Source organism: Variovorax sp. GW821-FHT09B05 (assembly GCF_059418265.1).
In genome coordinates, this window is sequence record NZ_JBWKPN010000004.1 from 198,464 (window position 1) to 220,982 (window position 22,519).

21 protein-coding genes and 1 pseudogene are annotated in these 22,519 nt (G+C 69.0%); 14 read left to right on the forward strand and 8 right to left on the reverse strand.

Translation table 11 applies throughout. The features are described from left to right. The first annotated feature begins 85 nt into the window (after positions 1-85). A complete protein-coding gene (locus AC07RM_RS12650; protein WP_495334692.1) occupies positions 86-1,435 on the forward strand; it encodes an aminotransferase class V-fold PLP-dependent enzyme in 1,350 nt (449 codons plus the stop codon). Then, positions 1,432-1,884 carry a RidA family protein gene (locus AC07RM_RS12655; RefSeq protein ID WP_495334693.1) on the forward strand — a complete coding sequence of 151 codons (453 nt, stop codon included), beginning with the start codon at positions 1,432-1,434 and terminating at the stop codon, positions 1,882-1,884. The genes AC07RM_RS12650 and AC07RM_RS12655 overlap by 4 nt, the downstream gene beginning before the upstream one ends. Before the next feature lie 41 nt (positions 1,885-1,925). Here AC07RM_RS12655 and AC07RM_RS12660 read toward each other — a convergent pair whose 3' ends face one another. The 6 genes from AC07RM_RS12660 to AC07RM_RS12685 all read right to left on the reverse strand — a co-directional run bounded on the left by AC07RM_RS12660 (position 1,926) and on the right by AC07RM_RS12685 (position 8,450). After that, complete coding sequence (locus tag AC07RM_RS12660) at positions 1,926-3,437, reverse strand: tripartite tricarboxylate transporter permease (protein WP_093352978.1); 1,512 nt, start codon at positions 3,435-3,437, stop codon at positions 1,926-1,928. Positions 3,438-3,477: 40 nt separating this feature from the next. Beyond that, positions 3,478-3,966 carry a tripartite tricarboxylate transporter TctB family protein gene (locus AC07RM_RS12665; protein WP_093352976.1) on the reverse strand — a complete coding sequence of 163 codons (489 nt, stop codon included), beginning with the start codon at positions 3,964-3,966 and terminating at the stop codon, positions 3,478-3,480. Between the two features lie 140 nt (positions 3,967-4,106). Next, positions 4,107-5,477: a sensor histidine kinase gene (locus tag AC07RM_RS12670; protein WP_495334694.1), complete on the reverse strand. Its 1,371-nt coding sequence runs from the start codon at positions 5,475-5,477 to the stop codon at positions 4,107-4,109. Beyond that, positions 5,474-6,193: a response regulator transcription factor gene (locus tag AC07RM_RS12675; protein ID WP_208514190.1), complete on the reverse strand. Its 720-nt coding sequence runs from the start codon at positions 6,191-6,193 to the stop codon at positions 5,474-5,476. Before AC07RM_RS12675 ends, AC07RM_RS12670 begins: the two co-directional genes overlap by 4 nt. A 57-nt stretch (positions 6,194-6,250) precedes the next feature. Continuing rightward, positions 6,251-7,450, reverse strand: a complete 1,200-nt coding sequence (locus AC07RM_RS12680; RefSeq protein WP_495334695.1) for a PQQ-dependent sugar dehydrogenase — start codon at positions 7,448-7,450, stop codon at positions 6,251-6,253. A 112-nt stretch (positions 7,451-7,562) separates the two neighbouring features. Beyond that, on the reverse strand, positions 7,563-8,450 hold the full coding sequence (locus AC07RM_RS12685; RefSeq protein WP_495334696.1) for a LysR family transcriptional regulator: 888 nt from the start codon (positions 8,448-8,450) through the stop codon (positions 7,563-7,565). Between the two features lie 130 nt (positions 8,451-8,580). Here AC07RM_RS12685 and AC07RM_RS12690 point away from each other — a divergent pair, with 130 nt between their 5' ends. The 11 genes from AC07RM_RS12690 (at position 8,581) to AC07RM_RS12740 (ending at position 19,742) form a co-directional block, all read left to right on the forward strand. After that, on the forward strand, positions 8,581-9,945 hold the full coding sequence (locus AC07RM_RS12690; RefSeq protein ID WP_495334697.1) for an LLM class flavin-dependent oxidoreductase: 1,365 nt from the start codon (positions 8,581-8,583) through the stop codon (positions 9,943-9,945). A gap of 15 nt (positions 9,946-9,960) precedes the next feature. Continuing rightward, entirely contained in the window at positions 9,961-10,467 is a 507-nt protein-coding gene (locus AC07RM_RS12695) for a flavin reductase family protein (RefSeq protein WP_495334698.1), read from the forward strand. Between the two features lie 62 nt (positions 10,468-10,529). After that, complete coding sequence (locus tag AC07RM_RS12700) at positions 10,530-11,516, forward strand: Bug family tripartite tricarboxylate transporter substrate binding protein (RefSeq protein WP_495334699.1); 987 nt, start codon at positions 10,530-10,532, stop codon at positions 11,514-11,516. Positions 11,517-11,560: 44 nt separating this feature from the next. Then, the gene (locus AC07RM_RS12705) at positions 11,561-12,559 is read left to right on the forward strand and encodes an HpcH/HpaI aldolase/citrate lyase family protein (protein WP_495334700.1); all 999 of its coding nucleotides are present in this window, start codon (positions 11,561-11,563) and stop codon (positions 12,557-12,559) included. Between the two features lies 1 nt (position 12,560). After that, positions 12,561-13,769 (forward strand): CaiB/BaiF CoA transferase family protein, encoded by a 1,209-nt coding sequence (locus tag AC07RM_RS12710; protein ID WP_495334701.1) that lies wholly within the window; start codon positions 12,561-12,563, stop codon positions 13,767-13,769. Between the two features lie 29 nt (positions 13,770-13,798). Further along, positions 13,799-14,797, forward strand: coding sequence for an HpcH/HpaI aldolase/citrate lyase family protein (locus tag AC07RM_RS12715; protein ID WP_495334702.1), 999 nt, complete (start codon positions 13,799-13,801; stop codon positions 14,795-14,797). A gap of 87 nt (positions 14,798-14,884) precedes the next feature. Next, complete coding sequence (locus AC07RM_RS12720; RefSeq protein ID WP_495334703.1) at positions 14,885-15,724, forward strand: IclR family transcriptional regulator; 840 nt, start codon at positions 14,885-14,887, stop codon at positions 15,722-15,724. 115 nt (positions 15,725-15,839) lie between these two features. Continuing rightward, complete coding sequence (locus AC07RM_RS12725; protein WP_495334704.1) at positions 15,840-17,090, forward strand: alpha-hydroxy acid oxidase; 1,251 nt, start codon at positions 15,840-15,842, stop codon at positions 17,088-17,090. An 11-nt stretch (positions 17,091-17,101) separates the two neighbouring features. Then, positions 17,102-18,070 (forward strand): Bug family tripartite tricarboxylate transporter substrate binding protein, encoded by a 969-nt coding sequence (locus tag AC07RM_RS12730; protein WP_495334705.1) that lies wholly within the window; start codon positions 17,102-17,104, stop codon positions 18,068-18,070. A 54-nt stretch (positions 18,071-18,124) separates the two neighbouring features. Next, positions 18,125-19,018 carry a TauD/TfdA dioxygenase family protein gene (locus AC07RM_RS12735; protein WP_495334706.1) on the forward strand — a complete coding sequence of 298 codons (894 nt, stop codon included), beginning with the start codon at positions 18,125-18,127 and terminating at the stop codon, positions 19,016-19,018. 13 nt (positions 19,019-19,031) lie between these two features. After that, positions 19,032-19,742 (forward strand): 4-carboxy-4-hydroxy-2-oxoadipate aldolase/oxaloacetate decarboxylase, encoded by a 711-nt coding sequence (locus tag AC07RM_RS12740; RefSeq protein ID WP_495334707.1) that lies wholly within the window; start codon positions 19,032-19,034, stop codon positions 19,740-19,742. Between the two features lie 381 nt (positions 19,743-20,123). Here AC07RM_RS12740 and AC07RM_RS12745 read toward each other — a convergent pair whose 3' ends face one another. Then, positions 20,124-21,284, reverse strand: coding sequence for an IS30 family transposase (locus tag AC07RM_RS12745; protein ID WP_495334708.1), 1,161 nt, complete (start codon positions 21,282-21,284; stop codon positions 20,124-20,126). A gap of 369 nt (positions 21,285-21,653) precedes the next feature. Here AC07RM_RS12745 and AC07RM_RS12750 point away from each other — a divergent pair. Beyond that, positions 21,654-21,800, forward strand: a pseudogene (locus tag AC07RM_RS12750) (transposase); the annotation flags it as partial. Between the two features lie 133 nt (positions 21,801-21,933). On the opposite strand, the gene AC07RM_RS12755 reads toward AC07RM_RS12750, so the two are convergent. Next, positions 21,934-22,518 (reverse strand): hypothetical protein, encoded by a 585-nt coding sequence (locus AC07RM_RS12755; RefSeq protein ID WP_495334709.1) that lies wholly within the window; start codon positions 22,516-22,518, stop codon positions 21,934-21,936. Position 22,519 lies beyond the last annotated feature (1 nt).

The following is a 22,519-nucleotide window of genomic DNA, read 5'->3' on the forward strand; positions in this document are numbered from 1 at the left end:
CCGCCCGAAACGACGCGGCAACTGTAGGGCAAGGTGCGCCCAGAAATTCAACATTTCGTTGATACATCAACAAGGAGTTCATATCATGCCGAGTTCGAACCATCCCGCCGCTACCGCGGCGCCCCTGCCGGCTTCGCCGCCAGTCACCTCCCGCCGCCATTGGCTCAAGTCCCTCGGCGGCGCTTCCGTCGCGGGCGTGCTCGGCAGCCAGCTCGTCGCCTGCGGCGGCGGCTCGGGTTCGTCGGGCGGTTTCCTGCCCTTCGCCTCGGCCGCGCCGCCGCCGGCCCCGCCGGGGGACACGCCCACCTTGCCGGCCAAGGCGCTGTTCCCCGGCGTGGCCGACCGCGTGTACCTCAACGGCGCGGCCGACCACCCCTGGAACCAGTACGCCACCGACGCGCTGAGTTCCTACGCGCAGTCCAAGCTCTCGCTCGCGAGCGGCAGCGCGACTGCCACCGCGAAGTTCGCGGCGCTGATCAATGCCGATGCCGACGAGATCGCCTACGTGCCCAGCACCTCGATGGGCGAGTACCTCGTGACGCGCGCGCTCGGCCTGCCCGAATCGGGCGGCCGCGTGGTCACCGACGCGCTGCACTTCGTGGGCTCGTTCTACATGTACGAGCAGTACCGGCTGCGCGGCCTCGACGTGCTCACGGTGCCGATGGACGCCAACCATCGCATCGCGCTGGCCGACCTCGACAAGGCCATCTCGCCGGGCACCAGGCTGGTGGCGATCTCGCACGTGTCGCTCTACAACGGCTTCACGCACGACCTCAAGGCCGTGTGTGATCTCGCGCATTCGCGCGGCGCGCTGGTCTACGTCGACCTGATCCAGTCGGCCGGTGCGGTCCCGGTGGACGTGAAGGCGGCGGGCGTCGACTTCGCGGGCTGCGGCACCTACAAATGGCTGATGGGCGACTTCGGCTTCGCCTTCCTCTACGTGCGCAAGAGCCTGCTGCCCAAGCTGCAGCGCCCCTGGTACGGCTACCGCCAGACGCGCAACTTCGCGGCGCCGATCCTGCACGTCTATCCGCTCGACCCGCCCGGCAGCGTGCCCTACGAGAGCGTGCAGATCGATTCGGTGTCGGGCTACTTCAGCGGCTCGTTCCCGGCCTCCTCGATCGAGGCGGCCTGCGCGGCATCCATCGACTGGATCCAGAGCGTGGGCGTCGACAAGATCCAGGCCTGGCGCAAGCCGATGACCGACGCGCTGCAGGCCGGCCTGCGCGCCAAGGGCTTCCAGGTGGTGACGCCGCCCGACAGCAGCTCGCCGATCGTGACCTTCGCCTATGCCAATGCCGCGCAGCTCGCGAGCCGGCTCGCGCCCGAAAAGATCGAGATCACCCTGCGCGCCAACCATGCGCGCATCTCGCCGTCCGTCTACAACGACATGAACGACATCGCCAGATTCCTCGCCGCGATCGGAACGCCATGAAACGCCTCACCCTCTTCGGCAGCGCCGCGCTGGCCTGCCTCGTGCTCGCGACCAGCGCCTGCAGCGTCGCGCCGCGCCACCTCAACTCGGGCAAGGTGCTGCCCACCACCCTGCCCTTCTCCGAGGCCGTGCAGGTCGGCCGCACGCTCTACCTGTCGGGCCAGATCGGCAACCTCCCCGGCAGCCTCAAGCTGCCACCGGGCGGCATCGGTCCCGAGTCGAAGCAGGTGATGGAGAACATCAAGACCACGCTCGAAGCGCATGGCCACACCATGGCCGACGTGGTGAAGTGCACCGCCATGCTGGCCGACATGAGCGAGTGGGGGGCCTTCAACGAGGTCTACAAGGGCTACTTCGCCGAAGGCCGGTATCCGGCGCGCAGTGCCTTCGGTGCGACCGCGCTGGCCTTCAATGCGCGTATCGAGGTGGAGTGCATCGCGGCGAAGTGAGTGCACAAAGGCGGGGCCGCGCGGCCCCGCCACTCCAGAGATCAATCCTCGACGAACGCCTCTTCGCGCTTCGCCTTCACCGAAGGCAGCAGCACCACCACCAGCAGCAACAGCGCCGCCGCGAGCAGCCCGGCCGACAGCGGCCGCGTGACGAACACGCTCCAGTCGCCGCGCGACAGCAGCAGCGCGCGCCGCAGGTTCTCTTCCATCATCGGGCCCAGGATGAAGCCCAGCAGCAGCGGCGCGGGCTCGCACTTGAGCTTGAGGAAGAGGTAGCCCACGATGCCGAAGATCGCGACCATCCACACGTCGAAGGTGTTGTTGTTCTCCGAGTACACGCCCACCGCGCAGAACAGCACGATCGAGGGGAACAGCCACTTGTAGGGAATGGTCAGCAGCTTGATCCAGATGCCGATCATCGGCAGGTTCAGCACGATCAGCATCAGGTTGCCGATCCACATCGAGGCGATCAGGCCCCAGAACAGTTCCGGGTTGCTGGTCATCACCTGCGGGCCCGGCTGGATGTTGTGGATCGTCATCGCGCCCACCATCAGCGCCATCACGGCATTGGGCGGAATGCCCAGCGTCAGCAGCGGAATGAAGGAGGTCTGCGCACCGGCGTTGTTGGCCGACTCGGGGCCCGCCACGCCGCGGATGTTGCCCTTGCCGAACGGCACTTCGCCGTTCTTGAGCTTGATCTTCTTCTCGATGGTGTAGGCCGCGAAGGCCGACAGCAGCGCACCGCCGCCGGGCAGGATGCCCAGGGCCGAGCCGAGCGCGGTGCCGCGCAGCACCGCGGGCGTCATGCGGCGGAAGTCTTCCTTGGTGGGCCACAGGCCCTTGACCTTGGCGGTGAAGACCTCGCGCTCATGCTCGGGCACCGCGAGGTTGGCGATGATCTCGCCGTAGCCGAACACGCCCATCGCGATGGCGATGAAACCGATGCCGTCGGTGAGTTCGGGAATGTCGAAGCTGTAGCGCGCCACGCCCGAGTTCACGTCGGTGCCCACCAGGCCCAGCGCGAGGCCGAGCAGGATCATGGTGATGGCCTTGAGCAGCGAGCCCGAGGCCAGCACCACGGCGCCGATCAGGCCCAGGATCATCAGCGAGAAGTATTCGGCCGGGCCGAACTTGAAGGCCAGCTCGGTCAGCGGCGGCGCGAAGGCGGCCAGGATCAGCGTGCCCACGCAACCGGCGAAGAAGGAACCGAGCCCCGCGGCCGCGAGCGCGGGCCCGGCCCGCCCCTTGCGCGCCATCTGGTAGCCGTCGATCACTGTCACCACCGAGGATGACTCCCCTGGCAGGTTCACGAGAATCGCGGTGGTGGAGCCGCCGTACTGCGCGCCGTAGTAGATACCGGCCAGCATGATGAGCGCCGACACCGGTGGCAGCGCATAGGTCGCGGGCAGCAGCATCGCGATGGTCGCGACCGGGCCGATGCCGGGCAGCACGCCGATCAGGGTGCCCAGCAGGCAGCCGACGAAGGCGTAGACCAGGTTCTGCGCCGTGAAGGCGACGCCGAAGCCGATCGAGAGGTTGGTGATCAGGTCCATGGTTCTCTTGTCTTGTCTTTTCGTTCTTCTTGTAGCGAAATCAGCCGGCGATGAAGGTCGGCCAGACCTGGAACTGCAGCTTGAGCGCGACCACGAAGGCCAAGTAGCTGCCGAGCGCGAGCACGGTGGCCAGCAGGGTCACGCCCTTCCAGCCGAAGTTGTCGCCCGCGAGGCTGGCGATGAAGGTCAGTGCATAGATCGCGACGATCAGCCCCATCGACGGCAGGCCGATGCTCGGCAGCCCGCCGAGCAGCACGCCGAAGACCAGGTTGGCGCTGATGATGAACACCAGCGGCTTCCAGGCGATGCGCCCGATCGGCTCGCCGTCGTCGGTCTCCACCGACAGCGCCTTGAGCGTGATCAGCACGCCCATCAGGGCGATGAGGATGCCGACGATCAGCGGGAAGTAGCCCGGGCCCATGCGGGCGCCGGTGCCGACGTTGTAGTTCGTGGCGCCCCATGCGAAGGCCACGCCGAAGGCGCTGAAGAGCACGCCCGAGCAGAAGTCTCTCTGACTCTTGATTCTCACCGTTGATGTCTCCTGGGAATTGCCTGGGACCGCGGCGCGGCCCATGCGGCTGGCACGTGAAAGTGCGAGCCGCCGATCCTAGGAATTCGCGCCCGCGCTGTGCGTGAACACAACATTGCCGTTCGGCAATGTGGCGCGCCTCAGTCGCCGCCGCCGGGCAGGTCGATGCGCGCGCGCAGCCCGGGCGCGGCATCCTCGAACGCGAGCTGCCCGCCGTGCAGCGCGATCACCGCGCGCACGCTGGCCAGGCCCAGGCCATGGCCGGGCGTGCTGCGGTCGAGCCGATGGAAACGCACACCGATGCGCTCGCGTTCGGCCGCCGGGATGCCCGGGCCGTCGTCCTGCACGAAGAGCTGCGCGCGGCCGTTCACGGTCTGTGTGCCGATGCACACCACGGCACCGGCGCCACAGTACTTGAGCGCGTTGTCGACCAGGTTGGCGACCGCGCCCGCGAGCAGGTCGCGGTCGCCGAGCGCCGTGGCCGCCTCGCACGGCATGCGCCGCAACACGATGCCCTGCACCTCGGCCACGGCCTCGTAGAGCTCGGCCACGTCGTCGGCGATCACGTGCAGCGCCACCGGCGCGAACTGCTGGCGCCGCGCGCCCGCCTCCACTTCGGCGATCTGCAGCAGCTTCTCGAACACCACCGCGAGTTCCTCGAGCTCGCGGATCGCGGTCGCCACGGCGCCGCGCTGCGCATCATCGGGCGGCAGGCCCAGCTCCACCGCGCGCAGCCGCACCAGCACGCGCGTGAGCGGCGTGCGCAGGTTGTGAGCGATGGTGTTGGAGACATGGCGCACGCCGTCCATCAGCGACTCGATGCGGTCGAGCATGGCGTTGATGTCCTGCTCGAGCAGTGCGAACTCGTCCTCCTCGCCCGAAGGCGCGACACGCTCCTGCAGCTCGCCGGCCGCGATGCGCGCGGCCGTGCGCCGCACCGCGCCCACGCTGCGCTCGAGCTCCTGCCGGAACACGAAGGTGCCGCCGATCAGCAGCAGCACCGCGACGATGCCGGCCGCGGCGCTGGCGCTCGCCACCAGCGACTCGATCGACTCCTGGTCGCGCAGGTCGTGCCCCACCACCAGCGTGGCGCCGTCGGGCAGCGGCCGCATCACGAGGTAGGCGATGGCGGCCTGGCCGCCGCGCAGCACGCGCCGGTGCACGCCGTCGCCCGCGTCGGGCGCGCTCGAGGGCATCTGGTCGAGGTTGCCCGCGAGCTTGCGGCCCTCGCGGTCCGCCAGCAGGTAGACCTCGTTGTCGGAATGGCGGTCGTCGGCCAGCAGATGCCCGATCTCGCCCGCCACGCCCTCGAGGCCACGCGCCTCGTGGCGCACCACCAGCTGCTGCACGCTGGCCGCCACCTGGCGCACCATGCGCTGCTGCAGCACGCCCACGGTCTGCATGTAGACGATCGCCAGCGAGGCCAGCATGGTGATCGCGACCAGCAGCCCGTAGTAGAAGGCCAGCCGGAAGCCGACCGAGCGCCAGAGCTGGCGCAGCGCCGGGATCATCGGCGCGCGGGCGCGGCGGCCGGCGCGGCTTCGGGCTCGGGCGGCGCCAGCCGGTAGCCCGCGCCGCGCACCGTCTGGATCAGGGTCGGCGCGCCGCCTGCGTCGAGCTTGCCGCGCAGCCGGCTCACCTGCACGTCGATGACGTTGGTCTGCGGATCGAACTGGTAGTCCCACACGGCCTCGAGCAGCATGGTGCGCGTGACCACCTGGCCCGGATGCATCATCAGGTAGGCCAGCAGGCGGAACTCGCGTGGCTGCAGCGCGATGGGGCGGCCCGCGCGCTTCACCTGCCGGCTCGCGAGATCGATGGAGAGGTCGGCCACCTCGAGCGTGCGGATCTCGGGCCCGGTGCGCGAGCGCCGCACCAGCGCCTCGGCGCGCGCGGCCAGCTCCGAGAACGCGAAGGGCTTGGCCAGGTAGTCGTCGCCGCCGGCCTTGAGGCCGCGCACGCGCTCGTCGAGCGCGCTCAGCGCGCTGAGCACCAGCACCGGCGTCTTCTTGCCGAGCGCGCGCAGGGTCGCGAGGATCGACAGGCCGTCGACCTCGTTCGGCAGCATGCGGTCGAGGATCACGAGGTCCCAGGCTTCGCTGGTGGCGCGTGCCAGTGCATCGGTGCCGTCGCGGCTGATCACCGCCACGTGGCCGAGCGCGCGAAAGCCCTCGGCGATGTAGCGGGCGTTGTCGGCGTCGTCCTCGACGATGAGGCAACGCCACAGGGGAGTGGGATGGATCACGCCTGCGATTGTGCCGCCCGCTGCCGCCCGCTGTCGGGGCTACAGGCTCGCGTCGGCGCGCGCGACGCGCACCACGCGGCCCTGCACCCCATCCACCAGCAGGTACAGCCCGCCATCGGGCCCCTGGCGGATGTCGCGGATGCGCTCGCCGAGCTCGGCGAACAGCGGCTCGCGCCGCACCACGCGCGGCGCGGCGTCCTCGCCCGCGAGCTCGATGCGCCACACGGCCTTGCCGGCCAGCGCGCCCACGAGCACGCTGCCCTTCCACTCGGGAAACTGGTCGCCGGTGTAGAGGATCAGGTTGCTCGGCGCGATCGCCGGCAGGCCCCAGTGCACGAGCGGCGGCGCGAGGCCGGCCCTGGCGGTGCCCTCGCCGATCGGCGCGCAGGTGTTGTACTCGCAGCCGAAGCTGACGAGCGGCCAGCCGTAGTTGCGGCCCTTGCGCACCACGTTGATCTCGTCGCCGCCCTGCGGTCCGTGCTCCGCCACCCAGAGCTGGCCCGTGCGCGGATGCACGAAGGCGCCCTGCGGATTGCGATGGCCGAGGCTCCAGATCTCGGGCCGCGCGCCCGCGCGCTGCGCGAAGGGGTTGTCGGCCGGAATGCCGCCATCGGTGCGGATGCGCACCGTCTTGCCCTGGTAGTAGCCCAGCGACTGCGCGCGCATGCGGTCCTCGGGCGCATAGCGGTCGCCGAGCGTGAGGAACAGGTGGCCGTCGCCCGAGACCGCGAGCCGCCCGCCGAGGTTCTCGCCGATCGCGATCTTCGGCGTCTGGCGGAACAGCACCTTGAGCTGCTCGACGCGCGCGCCGTCGTCGCTGAGCCGTGCCCGCGCGACCGCGATGCCGTTGCGCCCGGCGCGGCTGCGGCGGCGATCGACCTCGGTGTAGCTCAGGTAGATGAGCCGGTTGGCCTCGAAGCCCGGATCGATCGTGACGTCGAGCAGCCCGCCATGGCTGCGCCGGTCGACGGCCGGCAGGCCGCGCACCGGTATCGAGACCTTGTCGCCCTGCGCATCCACGATGCGCAACCGGCCCGCGCGCTCGGTCACCAGCAGCCGGCCGTCGGGCATGAACTCCATGCCCCAGGGCAGCTCGAGCCCGGCCGCGTAGGTGCTGGTCTGGAAGGCGGTGGGCGCTGGCCCGCGCGCCGCATCGGCCGCGTGCCCGAACAACAGGCCCGCGCACAGCAGACCGGCCCGCAAGCAGGTCGACAGGGAGGGACGGGGTGCGGTATTCATGTCGAGCGGAACGGCGACCCCGTGACAGGGCCGCCCTCGCTTCGGATCATAGGAACGATAGGGCGCGCGCGAGCGCCGCGAACATTACCGTTTGTCCATGTTCGGCCGCTCGCTACTCGGCCGCGATCAATTTGTTGCACATCTCCACCAGCCGCGCCGCCGCGGGCGAGAGCGAATGGCCGCGGATCGTCACGATGGCGATGGTGCGGCTCAACGCCGGGCCGATGATGCGCACCACCTTGAGCGGCGTGCGCCGCGGCAGCGCCACGCGCGGCAGCAGCGCGATGCCGAGCCCCGCCTCGGCCATCGCGACCAGCGTCGTGACCTGCATGAACTCGTAGTTGCTCTCGTGCGAAAGGCCGTTGGCCTTGAGCGCGTTGTCGACATGGTCGCGAAAGGCGGTCGAGCTCGACAGCTTGAGCAGCGGCAGCTTCGACAGCTCGCGCAGCGAGATGCTCGCGCGACCGTTGTCCTGGTAGCCGCGCGGCAGCATCGCGCAATAGTCGTCGACGAAGATCGGCGCGAACTCGAGCTCGCCCTTCTTGTCCGGCACCGGCCCGATCGCGAAGTCGACCTCGCGCCGTCGCACCGCCTCCAGCAGGTCCTGGTTGGCGAGCTCGCGCACGTGCACGCTGATGCCCGGGTACTTCTTCGCGAAGGCCGTGAGGATCGCCGGCAGCCGCGTGCTCGCGATCGTGGGCACGCAGGCGAAGGACAGGTGGCCCTGCTGCACGTCGGCCGCATGCTGGATGTGCGAGAGCCCGACCTCGAGCTCGGCCAGCGCCTTGCGCGCGCTGATCAGCAATTGCTCGCCCTCCTGCGTCAGCGCCACCTTGCGCGTGGTGCGCTGGAACAGCGCCACGCCGAGCTGCTCCTCGAGCTGCTTGACCTGCATGCTGACCGCGGGCAGCGAGCGGTTGGTCTCCTCGGCCGCCTTGCGGAAGCTCTCGTTCTGCGCCACCGAAAGGAAGGTGCCGATCAGCTTGAAGTTGATGTTCATGGGGCGATCCTGCGTCATTCCAAAAGTCTGAACAATGCCTAAGATTATTTGAGTTGTTGTGGTGCGAGGTCAAACCTAGCATTCGAGCCATCCCAATGACTCCGACGAGTCGCGAGAGAGGCAAGATCCGATGACCGCACCCCAGATGACGCTCGTGGCCTTCCTGCAGGCGCAGAACTGCTCGAACCTGGTCGCCTCGTGGCGCCACCCCGACACCGAGCTCGGCTATGGCACGCCGGCCTACTACCAGAACATCGCGCGCACGCTGGAGCGCGGCAAGTTCCAGATGGCCTTCTTCGACGACCGGCTCGCGATGCCCGACCGCTATGGCGACGACCACCGCGACACGGTCGAGCACGGCGTGCGCGCGGTCAAGCTCGATCCGATCTCGGTGGTCACGGCCATGGGCCTGGCCACCGAGCGCCTGGGCCTGGGCGCCACCTACTCCACCACCTACTACGAGCCCTTCCACGTGGCGCGCGTGTTCGCCACGCTCGACCTGCTGACGCAGGGCCGCGTGGCCTGGAACGTGGTGACCTCGCTCAACAACTCGGAGGCCGCGAACTTCGGCGCGCAGGAGCACCTCGCGCACGACCTGCGCTATGAGCGCGCCGACGAGTTCCTGGAAGTGGTGCTCGGCCACTGGGACACCTGGCAGGAAGGCGCCGTGCTGCACGACAAGGCGAACGGCCGCTTCGCCGACGCATCCAGGGTGCGCCGCCTCGACCACAGCGGCAAGTGGTTCAAGTCGCGCGGGCCCTTCACCGTGCCGCGCTCGGCGCAGGGCCATCCGGTGCTGATCCAGGCCGGCCAGAGCGGGCGCGGCAGCGAGTTCGCGGCGCGCTGGGGCGAGCTGGTGTTCGTGATCTATCCGAACATCGACGTGGCACGCAGGTCGTACGCCGACTTCAAGCGCAAGGTCGCGGCGCACGGCCGCGATCCGGCGCAGGTCAAGGTGGCGCCCGCGGTCTACGTGGTCGCGGCCGAGAGCCGTGCCGAGGCCGAGGACAAGAAGGCCGCGATCGATGCGCTCGTGAAACCGGTCGACGGCCTCGCGCTGCTGTCGGAAGTGCTGAACTTCGACTTCGCGACCAAGCGGCCCGACGAGCCCTTCACCGACGAGGAGCTGAGCTCGATCACCGGCCTGCGCGCCATCCTCGACCGCGTGATCGCGCAGAGCGGCCTGGCGCGGCCGACGCTCGCGGACTTCCTGCGCTTCAGCGGCCGCGGCACCACCGACGAGCTCGCCACCTTCGTCGGCAGCAAGACCGACGTCGCCGACCAGATGGAGCAATGGTTCCGCACCGGCGCCTGCGACGGCTTCGTGCTCGCGGCCACCAGCATGCCCGGCAGCTACGAGGACTTCGTGCGGCTGGTGGTGCCCGAGCTGCAGCGCCGCGGCGTCTTCCACCACGACTACGAGGGCCCGACCCTGCGCGACAACCTCGGCCTGGCGCGCCCGGCGGCGGGCGACTGGAAACATCTCTACCGCTGACACGAGGAGCACCCCATGGAAGCCAGCGCCTACAAGCAACTCATGAAGCATCACGCGGGTGCGCCGGTGGTCATCGCCACCGGCCGGCCCGGCGAACGCACCGGGCTCACCGCCACGGCTTTCTGCTCGCTGTCGGATTCGCCGCCCACCGTGCTGATCTGCGTCAACCGCGGCGCGAGCGCGCACCCGGTGATCGAGCGCACGCGCGCCTTCTCGGTGAACCTGCTGCGCGACGGCCAGGCCGACATCGCCGCGCGCTTCGCGGGCATGACCGGCCTGAAGGGCGAGCAGCGCTTCGAGGGCAGCGACTGGACCGTGCAGCAGACCGGCGCGCCGGTGATGGTCGATGCGCTCGCGAGCCTGGACTGCGAGCTGCTGCAGGCGCACGACCACGGCACGCACTCGGTCTTCATCGGACTGGTGCGCGAGGTGCACAGCGATGGCGGCGCCGATCCGCTGATCTATTTCCGCGGCAGCTTCAGCGCACTGCGCGAGCGCGCGCCGGCGGCCTGCGCGGCCTGAATGCGCCCGGCAACCCGCCGGGAATCCGACGACGAGCGACGACAAAAAAACAGGAGACAGCCATGAAGAGAAGAACCCTGCTGCAGGCAGGCGCCGCGGCCGCCTGGCCGCTGATGCACGCGGGCGGCGCGCGCGCCGAGGCCGGCTACCCGAGCAAGCCGGTGCGCATCCTCGTGCCCTACACCACGGGCCAGTCGGCCGACCTGTTCGGCCGCATGGTGGCGATCGAACTCGGCAAGCTGTGGCCGCAGCAGGTGTTCATCGACAACAAGGGCGGCGGCGCCAGCATCCCCGGCATGCTCGCGGGCCGCAATGCCGCGCCCGACGGCTACACGCTGACGGTCGGCGGCAGCGGGCCGATGGCCATCAACCCCGGGCTCTACGGCAAGAAGCTGCCCTACGACCCGCTGGCCGATTTCATCCCGGTGCACGGCCTGTTCCTCTCGCCGCTGGTGGTGCTCGCCCATCCCTCGGCCGGCATCGACTCGTTCAGGCAGCTGGTCGAGTCCGCGAAGCGCAAGCCCGGCGCCGAGAAATGGGGCGTGGCCGGCCTGGGCACCTCGCCGCACCTCGCGGGCGAACTGATCAAGGCCAAGGCGCAGATCGACGTGGTGGCCGTGCCCTACCGCGGCAGCGGCGTGATGCTCAGCGACCTGCTGGGCGGACAGGTCACGCTGGGCGTGGACACGGTCTCGGCCGCCATCTCCTACGTGCGCAGCGGGCAGCTCAAGGCGCTCGCCGTCACCTCGGCCAGGCGCGTGCCGCAGCTGCCCGACGTGCCGACCGTCGCCGAGAGCGGCTTCCCGGGCGTCGAGGCCGTGGGCTGGGCCGGCTTCCTGCTGCCGCTGCACACGCCGCCGGCCGTGGTCGCGGCCGCCGAGCAGGGCATCCACCGCGTGATGTCCGACCCCGCGATCCAGGAGGCCATGACGCAGCGCGGCGCGTTGCCCGACCTGCGCGGCGGCGGTGCCTTCGGCGCCTTCGTCAAGGCCGAGGTCCCGAAGTGGACCGAGCTGATCGTCGCCAACGGCATCAAGGTCGACCAGTAGGCCGGCCGCACCCCCACACCCTTTCATCCGCCACAGGAGCCTTCGTGTCCGCCACCCTCACCCCGCCGCGCCGCCAGCGCCTCCAACGTTCCGAACTCGCGGTGCCCGCCACCTCGGAGCGCTTCTTCGCCAAGGCCTGCGCGAGCGATGCCGACGTCGTCTTCCTCGACCTCGAGGACGCGGTGGCCGACGCCTTCAAGGACCAGGCCCGGCGCCAGGCCGTCGAGGCCCTCAACGCGCTCGACTGGGGCCGCAAGAGCATGGCCGTGCGCATCAACGGCCTCGACACGCCCTGGGCCCTGCGCGACCTGGTCGACGTCGTGAGCGAGTGCCCGCGGCTGGACATGGTGCTGCTGCCCAAGGCCGGCACTGCCTTCGACGTGCAGTTCGTCGCGCAGGTGCTGACGGCGATCGAGCGCGAGAAGGGACGCGACAAGCGCGTGGGCATCGAGGTGCTGATCGAGACCTCGCAGGGCGTCGCGCATGCCGAGGAGATCGCCGCTTCGTCCGACCGGCTCGAGGCGATGATCTTCGGCGTCGGCGACTACACGGTCGACATGCGCACCAACGACTTCGTGTTCGGCACGCCGAGCGAGCGCTATGCGGTGCTCACCGCCCCCGACGCGCAGGGCCTGCGCCACCGGCACTGGAACGACCAGTGGCATTTCGCGCTCGCGCGCATCGCCAATGCCTGCCGTGCCTATGGCGTGCGCGCCATCGACGGGCCCTTCACCGACTTCGGCGATGCCGAGGGCTACCGCGCCTCGGCCACGCGTTCGGCGGCGCTCGGCTTCGAGGGCAAGTGGGCCATCCATCCCTCGCAGGTGGCGATCGCCAACGAGGTCTACTCGCCCTCGGCCGGGCAACTGGCCTGGGCCGACAAGGTGCTCGGCACGCTCGAAGCGGCCGCCGCGCAGGGCAACGGGGCCATCGGCGAGAAGGGCGTGCTGATCGACCTGGCCCATGCCAAGCTCGCGCGCTCGCTGCAGCAGCGCCAGGCCACGATCGACCGGCACACGGGCGGCAACGCCGATCGGCGCTGAGATGGCAGAGGCTCCATCCGCCCCCCTGGCCGGCGTGCGCGTGCTCGACATCGCGACCTTCGTGGCCGCGCCATTCAGCGGCACCATCCTCGCGGACTTCGGCGCCGACGTGATCAAGATCGAGCAGCCCGAGGGCGGCGATCCGCTGCGCAAGTTCGGCACGCCCACCGACTGCGGTGACACCCTGGTGTGGCTCAGCGAGGCGCGCAACAAGCGCTTCGTGACGCTGGACCTGCGCGTGCCCGAGGGCCGCGAACTGTTCCTCCGGCTGGTGGCGCAGTCCGACGCGGTGCTCGAGAACTTCCGCCCGGGCACCATGGAGCGCTGGGGGCTGGACTTCGAGACCTTGCGCAAAGCCAATCCGCGCATCGTGCTGCTGCGCGTGAGCGCCTATGGCCAGACCGGCCCCTACCGCGAGAAGCGCGGCTTCGCGCGCGTGGCGCACGGCTTCGGCGGGCTCTCGCACCTCGCGGGCATGAGCGACGGACCGCCCGTGGTGCCGGGCTCGACCTCGCTGGCCGACTACATCTCGGGCCTGTGGGGTGCGCTCGGCGTGCTGCTGGCGCTGCGCGTTGCCGACCAGACCGGCGAGGGCCAGGTCATCGACGTCTCGCTCTACGAATCGATCTTCCGGCTGCTCGACGAACTGGTGCCGGCCTACGGCAAGTTCGGCGAGGTGCGGCAGCGGCTCGGCGCCGACGTGCCGCACGTGGTGCCGCATGGCCACTGGCAGACGGCCGAGGGCAAATGGGTGGCGCTGGCCTGCTCGAGCGACAAGATCTTCGAGCGCCTGGCCCACCTGATGGAACGGCCCGACCTCGTGGCACCCGACCGCTTCGCGACCAATGCGCAGCGGCTCGCGGGCCGCGCCGAGATCAATGCCGCCATCGCGGGCTGGATCGGCCGGCTCGAACTGGCCGAGGCGGTGGCGCGCTGCGATGCGGCCGGCGTGCCCTGCGGTCCGATCATGGCGATCGACGACATCTTCGCCGACCCGCAGTACGCGGCACGCGGCAACCTGCAGCGGGTACAGGACCCGCGCGTGGGCGAGCTCGTGGTGCCGGCCGCCGTGCCGCGGATGTCGAAGACGCCGCCGCAGTTGCGCCACCTGGGCGGCGCGCTCGGCGCCCATACGCAGGAAGTGCTCGGCGAACTGCTGGGTCTCGATGCCGAGGCGCTGGCGCGGCTGCGTGCCGCGCATGCGCTGTGACTCGGTCTCCGTTCATTCGACAAGTGCCCATGCATCCCACGCCCGTTCATCCCTCCGCCGCGCTGTTCTCCGGAGAGAAGCTCCTTCCCGCGCTCGCGCCCTGCGAGCACTACGCGGGCAGCGAGAAGCTGATCCACAAGGCGCTGCAGCTGCAGGCCGAGCTCGGGCCGGTCTTCGACCTGACCTGCGACTGCGAGGACGGCGCCGCGGCGGGCGAGGAGAAGGCCCACGCCGAGATGGCCGCGCGCGCCATCGCCTCGGATGCCAATCGCCATGGCCGGGTCGGCGCGCGCGTGCACGATGCCTCGTCGGCCTTCTGGCGCGCCGACGTCGACACGCTGGTCGGCGAAGCCGGCGACCGCCTGGCCTACCTCACGCTGCCCAAGGCACAACGCACCGGCGACGTCATCGCCATGCTCGAGCACATCGAGCGGCGCCGCGCGGCAGCCGGCCTCGGGCGCGCCATCCCGGTCCATGTGCTGGTCGAGACCCATGGCGCGCTGCGCGACGTGTTCGAGATCGCGGCGCTGCCAAGCCTGGAGGTGCTCGACTTCGGGCTGATGGATTTCGTCAGCGACCACCAGGGCGCGATCGGCTTCGAGGCCATGCGCAGCCCGGGCCAGTTCGAGCATCCGCTGCTGGTGCGCGCCAAGACGCGCATCGTGGCCGCGGCGCTCGCCAACGGCCTTGTTCCCGCGCACAACGTGTCACTGACGCTGCGCGATCCGCTGGCCACGCGCAACGACGCCTACCGCGCGCGGCACGAGTTCGGTTTCCTGCGCATGTGGAGCGTGCATCCCGAGCAGATCCGGCCGATCGTCGAGGCCATGGCGCCCGATGCGAGCCAGACCGAGCGCGCCGGCGCGATCCTGCTGGCGGCGAGCGAGGCGCAGTGGGGGCCGATACGCCACGAAGGCGAACTGCACGACCGCGCGAGCTACCGCTATTTTTGGAGCGTGCTGCGCGCGGCCGAGGCCGCGGGTGTCGCGTTGCCGCCCCAGGTGCGCGAACGCTTCTTCGCCGGTTGACGCGGCACGCGGCGAATAATCCGCGTCTTCGCCGCGATCGATGTCCAGCCCGGAACGCCGCGCAGGCGCATCGAAGGAACACGAGCGGTGAAAAGTTCGCGCAGCCCCCAGGCCCCCGCCTCCCACGGCACGCAGAGCATCGAGCGCGCGCTGCGCATCCTGCGCGAGCTGGCCGCGCGCGGCGAATTCGGCTGGCGGCTGTCGGACCTCGCGGCGCGCTGCGAGGTCGACAAGGGCACGGTGCACCGCGTGCTCTCGTGCCTGGTGCGCGAACGCTTCGTGCAGCAGCGCAGCACCGACAAGCACTACTTCCCCGGCCCGATGCTCTATGAGCTCGGCCTCTCGCTGCCCGGCTACGCGGCCTTCCAGCAGGCCTGCGAGCGCCGCATGGCGAAGCTGGCGACGCAGACCGAGGCCATTGCCTGGCTGATCCTGCGCAGCGGCAACGAGTACGTCTGCGCGGTGCGCCAGGGCTCGCTCGAGCTGCGCGGCCTGATGGTGCACGCGGGCACGCGGCGGCCGCTGTTCACCTCGGTCGGCGGCGTCGCGATCCTGCAGACCCTGCCCTCGCTCGAGACCGAGAACATCCTCGCCGACAACATGCAGCAGGAGATCGCGCAGCGCGGCAGCGGCCGCCTCGACGCGCTCGAGAAGATGCGCGACCGATCGCGCCGCCATGGCTTCGGCGTCAACCTCGGCGACGTGGTCACCGGCGTGCATGCCTTCGCGGTGCCGGTGTGCGCCAACAACGGGCGCGCGATGGCCGCGGTGTGCCTGACCGGGCTGGCCGAGCAGTTCGGCGAGCCGAAGCTGGCCGAAGTCCGCGCGGCGCTCGACGAAGTGGCGGCGGCGGCGGAACAGGATGCGCGCGAATTCCTCGGCGGTGTCATGCACATGGGGCACATGGGCGCGAGCGCCGAGCCTTGAGCACCGGCGCACGGCGCTACAAGTTCAGACTGTGAAACTCCGCTGCCCAGCCCTATGGGCAGCGAAAAGACCGCTCGATATTCTCGATCGCAGAGACAACTCACGACGAGAAACAATGAACGTAGACACTGCCGTCAACCTCGAGGACCTGCGCTCGATGGCACGGCGCAAGCTGCCGCGGATCGCCTTCGATTTCATCGACGGCGGCGTGGACGACGAGGACTGCATGCGGCGCAACCGCGAAGCCTTTCGCCGCTTCCAGCTGGTACCGCGCTACCTCGTCGATGTCTCGCAGCGCGACCAGTCCACCGAACTGCTGGGCCGGCGCTACGCGAGCCCCTTCGGCATATCGCCCACCGGGCTGGCCGGGCTGTTCCATCCGGGTGCCGACGAGCTGCTCGCGCAGGCCGCGCGCGCGGCCGATGTGCCCTTCCTGCTGTCGAGCGCGAGCAATGCCTCGGTCGAGGCGGTCGCGAAGCTCGCGCCCGAGCATGTCTGGTTCCAGATCTACGGCACGCGCGAGGAGCGCATCAACGCCGATCTCGTCGAGCGTGCACGCGACGCCGGCGTGCGCACACTGGTGGTGTCGGTCGACGTGCCGGTGAATTCCAACCGCGAGCGCAACCGGCGCAACGGCTTCTCGCGCCCCTTCCGGATGACGCCGGGCGTGGTGCTCGAGGCGCTCGGCCATCCGGCCTGGGTGCTGCGCTACCTGCGCAGCGGCGGCATCCCGATGATGAGCAACTGGGCGCCCTATGGCCGCGCCGGCGCCTCGGCGTCCGAGGTCGCCGACCTCTACGGCACGCTGACACCGGCGCCGATGATCACGTGGCGCACGCTCGAGCGCATCCGCGCGGACTGGAACGGCCCGCTCGCCGTGAAGGGCCTGCTGCATCCCGACGATGCGCGCCAGGCCGCGGCGCTGGGCGTCGATGCGATCGTGGTCTCGAACCATGGCGGGCGCCAGCTCGACGTGGCGCCCACGCCGCTCGAGATGCTGCCCGCGATCCGCGCGGCGGTCGGCGAGCGCGTGGAGCTGCTGCTCGACAGCGGCGTGCGCCGCGGCTCCGACATCGTGATCGCACGCTGCCTCGGCGCGCGCTTCGCGCTGTTCGGCCGGCCCACGCTGTTCGGCGCGGCCGCGGGCGGCGCGCGCGGCATCGCGCGGGCGCTGCAGATCGTGCGCAACGAGATCGACATGGTGCTCGCGCAGATCGGCTGCGCCTCGTTCGACGCGCTCGACGCGCGCCATCTGCGCAGCGCGGGCGCCGAGGCCTTCGCGAACCCATCCCCTCCCCTGCCCGCCATGTCGGCGGCCAACGGCACCGCCTTCGATCCACCCAGGGCGGCGACCTCACAACCATGAAGGAGACAGCGATGACCTCACTCTTGCGCCTCGCGCGGCGGCTCGCCGCACTGCCGCTGGCATTCGCGCTGACCGCCGGCGCACTGGCCCAGGGCTACCCGAACCGGCCGATCAAGATCGTGGTGGCCTACCCGCCCGGCCAGAGCACCGACATCGCCACCCGTTACTTCGCGGCCAAGCTCTCGGCCGCGCTGCACGAGGGCGTGGTGGTGGAGAACCGTCCCGGCGCCTTCGGCAACATCGGCACCGCCTATGCGGCGCGCGCCACGCCCGACGGCTACACGCTGATCATGGGCGCCTCGGGCACGCATGCGATGAACCCAGCGCTCTACGACAACATCGGCTTCGACGCCGAGAAGGACTTCGATCCCATCGTCGCGACCGCCTTCATCCCGATGGTGATCTCGGTGCATCCCTCGCTCGGCGTGCAGACGCTGCCCGAACTCATCAAGCTCGCGCGCAGCCGGCCCGACAAGGTCGACGTGGCGCTGCCCAGCGTCACGGCGCAGCTGGTGCTCGAGATGATCCGGCGCCAGAACGTGCCGCTGTTCTCGATCAAGTACAAGGGTTCGGGCGAGGCGATGACCGCGCTGCTGGGCAACCAGGTGCCGGTGCTGATCGACACGGTGGCGGCCTCGCGCGCGCAGTTCGGCAGGATCAAGCCGCTGGCCGTGACCTCGGCCAAGGCCATGACCGCGCTGCCCGAGATCCGGCCGGTGGCCGAGCAGGGCCTCGAGGGCTTCAGCGTGGTGGCCTGGAACGCATTGATGGCGCCGCGCGGCACGCCGGTGGAGGTGCGCGAGCGGCTGGCCGCCGAGATGCGCAAGATCCTCGCGCTGCCCGAGACCGCCAAGGCCCTGCACGAGCTCGGCTTCGAGCCCGCGCCGCCGATGGACTACGCCCAGCTCGTCGCCTGGCTGCGCTCGGAGCGCCAGACCGACGCCGAGATCATCCGCAGCGCCGGCATGAAGGCCGACTGACGCGCCGCTCCTCTTTCCCCTTTTCTTCTTTCATACACACCCAGGAGACATCCCATGACCGTGCTCGCGCAAGAACTCAAGGTCCGCCCGCTGCATTCCGATTTCGTGATCGAGATCGACGAACGCATCGAGGACATCCTCGCCAACCCCGACGCCATCGAGCAGGTGCGCCGCCTGTGGCAGGACGCGCCGGTGATCGTGTTCCCGCGCCAGTCGCTCGAGGAGGCCGACCAGGTGCGCTTCACCGAGCAGTTCGGCCACTGCGAGAGCGCCAACCGCAAGGACATCCAGTCGCCCTACCACGACGAGATCATCTACTTCAGTACCCTGCGCTACGCCGACGGCCGATTCGTCGGCGGCTTCGCGGGCGGCGACGACGTCGACTGGCACTCGGACCAGACCTTCCGCGTCAAGCCCGCCACCGGCGCCATGCTCTACGGCCTCGAGGTGCCCAAGGGCGGCGGCGACATCTATTGGGCCGACCAGTACGGCGCCTGGGAGCGGCTGCCCGCCGAGGTGCGCGCGCTGATCGACGGCCGTACCGGCACCTACCGCTATGCCAAGCGCATGGCGATCATGAACACGCTCGAGCTCAAGGACAAGGAAAGCGCGCAGGCCAAGGAGATGGCGAAGCTGCCCGATGCCTTCCACCCGGTGGTACTCACGCATCCGCTGACCGGCCGCAAGGCGCTCTATGCCGACCCGACCACGCTGGTGGCGATCGAGGGCCTGAGCGAGGCCGAGAACGCGCGCGTGCTGCCGCTCCTGTTCGAGGCCGGCGGCAGCGCCGAGCTCGTGTACCGCCACAAGGTGCGCAACGGCGACCTGATGATGTGGGACAACGGCTGCACCATGCACCGTCGCGACGAGATGCAGCTCAACCAGCCGCGGCTGATGAAGCGCACCACCTTCCGTCTCGCGGCCGACGCCTACTGCGTGCCGCACTGAACGGGGAGCGACCGTGAACAGCTCCAGAGTGTTCCTGCGCGTCAATCGCGTGGAAGCGGCCCTGTGCGCGAAGGCGCGCGAGGCCACGGTGTCCGACCTGCACGAAGCGGCCGCGCCGCGCGGCATCGGCGGCCTGATGTCCAGCCGCATGCGGCCGATCCAGAAGGGCGCGCGCATCGCGGGCCCCGCCGTCACCGCCTTCTGCGCACCCGGCGACAACCTGATGATGCACCGCGCGCTCTACCTCGCGCAGCCCGGCGACGTGCTCGTGGTGGTCTGCGACGCCGAGACCTCGGGCGCCCAATGGGGCGACATGGCGGCACGCTATGCGCTGCGCAAGGGCCTCGCGGGCGTGGTGGTGCAGGGCTGCGTGCGCGACACCGACACGGTCGAGGCGCTGGGCCTGCCGGTCTGGTCCACCCACGTCCTCTCGATCCATCCCGACAAGTGCGGCCATGGCTTCGTCAACACGCCGGTGGTCTGCGACGGCGTGCTGGTGCAGCCGGGCGACCTCGTCATGGCCGATGGCGACGGCGTGGTCTGCGTGCCGCGCCGCGAGGCCGGCGAGGTCGTCGAGGCCGCGCTCGCGCGCATGCGCAAGGAGGAAGAGATGGCGCGCGCGGTCGAGCGCGGCGAGGCGGTGTGGGACCTGGGCGGCTCGGCGGCGAGCTATTCGGCGATGAACGTCGAAGAGATTGATGCGGCGTTCGATGATGTGCGCTGAGGGCGTGGGCGATGCGGCTTCCGAGACGATCCGGGGCGGATCTTTTTCGGGCCTTGTCGTGTCAGCCGGCCCATGGAAGTCCTGCACTCGCAGGACGGTGCGGTATTCATCGACGATAACCTGATCGCCCGATAGATCAAGCCCTGGAAACTCGGCACGAAGAACTGGCTGTTCGTGGACAACAAGTCGCCTGCGGCGCGCGGCGGCGATGATGAACTTCGTGCGGGCTGCCAAGCTCAATGGCCGGGACCCGTGGGCGTGCCTGCGCAGCGTGCTGGCGCGCATCCACTCTCATACCTGACACCGGCTGACGAACTGCTGCCGCATCGCTGGTGCCGAGCACGGCAAAATGCGACCAATGGCCGGAACCGAGCGGCGGATTCAACCGGTCGACGCAACACATTCGCTGAACATCTCAGCGGGTGTGTGGAAGCCGAGTGTCTTGCGCGGCCTCTCGTTCAATTGTCGCGCGATCGCGTTGAGTTGGAGCTGTGAGTAGCCCGAGATGTCGATGCCCTTCGGCATGTACTGCCGCAGCAGCCCATTAGTGTTCTCGTTGCTGCCGCGTTGCCAGGGGCTCTGTGGGTCACAGAAGTAGACCTGGATGTCGGTGGCCATCGTGAATCGCTTGTGACCGTGCATCTCCGTGCCTCGATCCCAAGTCAATGACTTGTAGAGCTCCTGCGGCAACTTGCGTGCGTTCTTGATCAGCGCGTTGACGACCGACTGCGAATCCTTGCCTTCGAGTTTGACCTGCATCACGTATCGCGTCTGTCGCTCGACCAACGTGGCGATTTGGCTGTTGCCGCTCCCGAAGACCAAGTCTCTCTCCCAATGGCCAGGCACCGCCCGATCTTCGACAGATGCAGGGCGCTCCCTGATCGACACGGCATCAGCAATCTGCCCATGGATCGCCGTCTTCTGTGTGTAGGAACGAGAGCGTCGCATGCCGCGTGTGCGTCTGAGATGCTCCGGCAGTTCCTTCTTCAACGCGCCACGCGCTTGAATGAACAGGCTGCGGTAGATGGTCTCGTGTGACACATGAAGGCTCGGGTCGTTCGGATAAGTATGCTTGAGCCAACCGCCGATCTGCTCCGGCGACCACCGCATTCGAAGCAGGTCTGCCACGACGCCAGCCGGCGCCCGATTCTTGACCAGTTTGCAGCGCTTCGGCCGCAGGGCACGGTTCCAGGCTGCTTCGTCGGCGACGCTCGCCCGATAGCAGTCTTGCCCTGCGTTGCCACCGATCTCGCGGCTGATGGTCGACGGTGCCCTGCCAAGTCGGACGGCCACCGAGCGCATCGATTCACCGATCACTAGAGCACGAGAGATCTCTTCTCGCTCCGCCGGGGTCAGCGCCTTCGCGCTGCGCCGCCGGTCCGGTGGTCGAATGCCACCGGTCTTCGACAGGATGGTGTGGATCGAGGTGTGAGGTCGGTCGAACAGATGGCCGATCTGATGCAGAGTCCAGCCTTCCTTCCAGCGCTCCCACATCAATGCCTTCTGGGCGTCCGTGTAGTGGGTTCGCGTCCGATACTTCATCTGCAACACTCCTTCTGCCTCAGCAGTGGTTATTGTGTTGCGTCGACCGGTTGAATCCGCCGCCCCCTTGCGGACGCTCGCCCCGGGAACTTGAACGGCCGCTATGTAGCGTCACTGCGTCGGGTCGAACTCACGCTGATCGCTCAAAAGCGGTCGCTGGACTCGCGCACCAGAACTGCCGAGTAAAGACACCGAACATTCTCAATTTTGTTGCTTCGGACATTGTTTCCGACTGGAAATCAACATCCTGCTGAAGCGCTGCAAAGCGTGCTGGGTCAAGCTTGAAGCCCGTCGTCGCAACTGCCTTTGCAGAAACTGAAGTTGCCCCGGTTTGACGGACACCTTGCGCTGTAAAGCAAGGAGTTCGAGATGGGCAAGACAAGGCCGCCGGATCCGGCGGCCTTCCGGGAGCAGATGGTGGAGCTGGCGCGAGCCGGCAGGACGCGAGCAGAGCTGGCGCGTGAGTTCGATGTGACCGCACAGACCATCGCCAACTGGGTCGGCGCCGCATGCGGCCTTCCGCAGCCGCATGCGTTGCTGTGCCAACAGTTGGCATGGCAAAAATCAGGCTCGCATTCACACTCGACCGTCTGGGCCAAGGCGACGCGAAAGACTGAAGGCGCGGCACGTGGCCGCGGCACTGGTGGCATTAGCTGCCTGCGGCTGCTCTCGCCATGGCGGCCTGCTGCTTGGCGCTTTCGAGGAGCTTTTCGTACAGCGCCCTGGTTTCGGCGGACGTGCTGCTTGGCAGGCCGTCGAGATCCTTCTGCGCATCGCGCACGGCCTTGTCAGCGTCAGCTACGGCCTTGGCGGCGGTAACGGCAGCGTTCTTCTGCGCCGTCTCGGCGTTTCGGAAGCTTGAGATAGCGCTCGACGCCGCATCGATGGTTGACGCCGTGCTGTCGACGCTCGTGACCTGCATCGACTTCATCGTGTTGTCCGGGTTCTGCGACACCTTCAGGAAGTTGCTCGCGAAAACCATACCTTCATAGTTGATGACAAACAGCTTGGTGGTGTCCGCGAGGCGCTGCTGGCCTTTGGCCACCAAGGTGTAGGTGTCGGCCTCATCGTTCAACCTGTAAACGAGAACTTCCTTGTCGGTCGTCATACGGAACGGGACGCCAGCCGGGGCTGCGGTGTTGAGCGCAATCTCGGAAATCACTGGCTTCGTGGAACAACCAGCCAGCCCGAACACGGCTACCAGTACGAGTGCCAAAGAGGTTTGAGGCTTCATG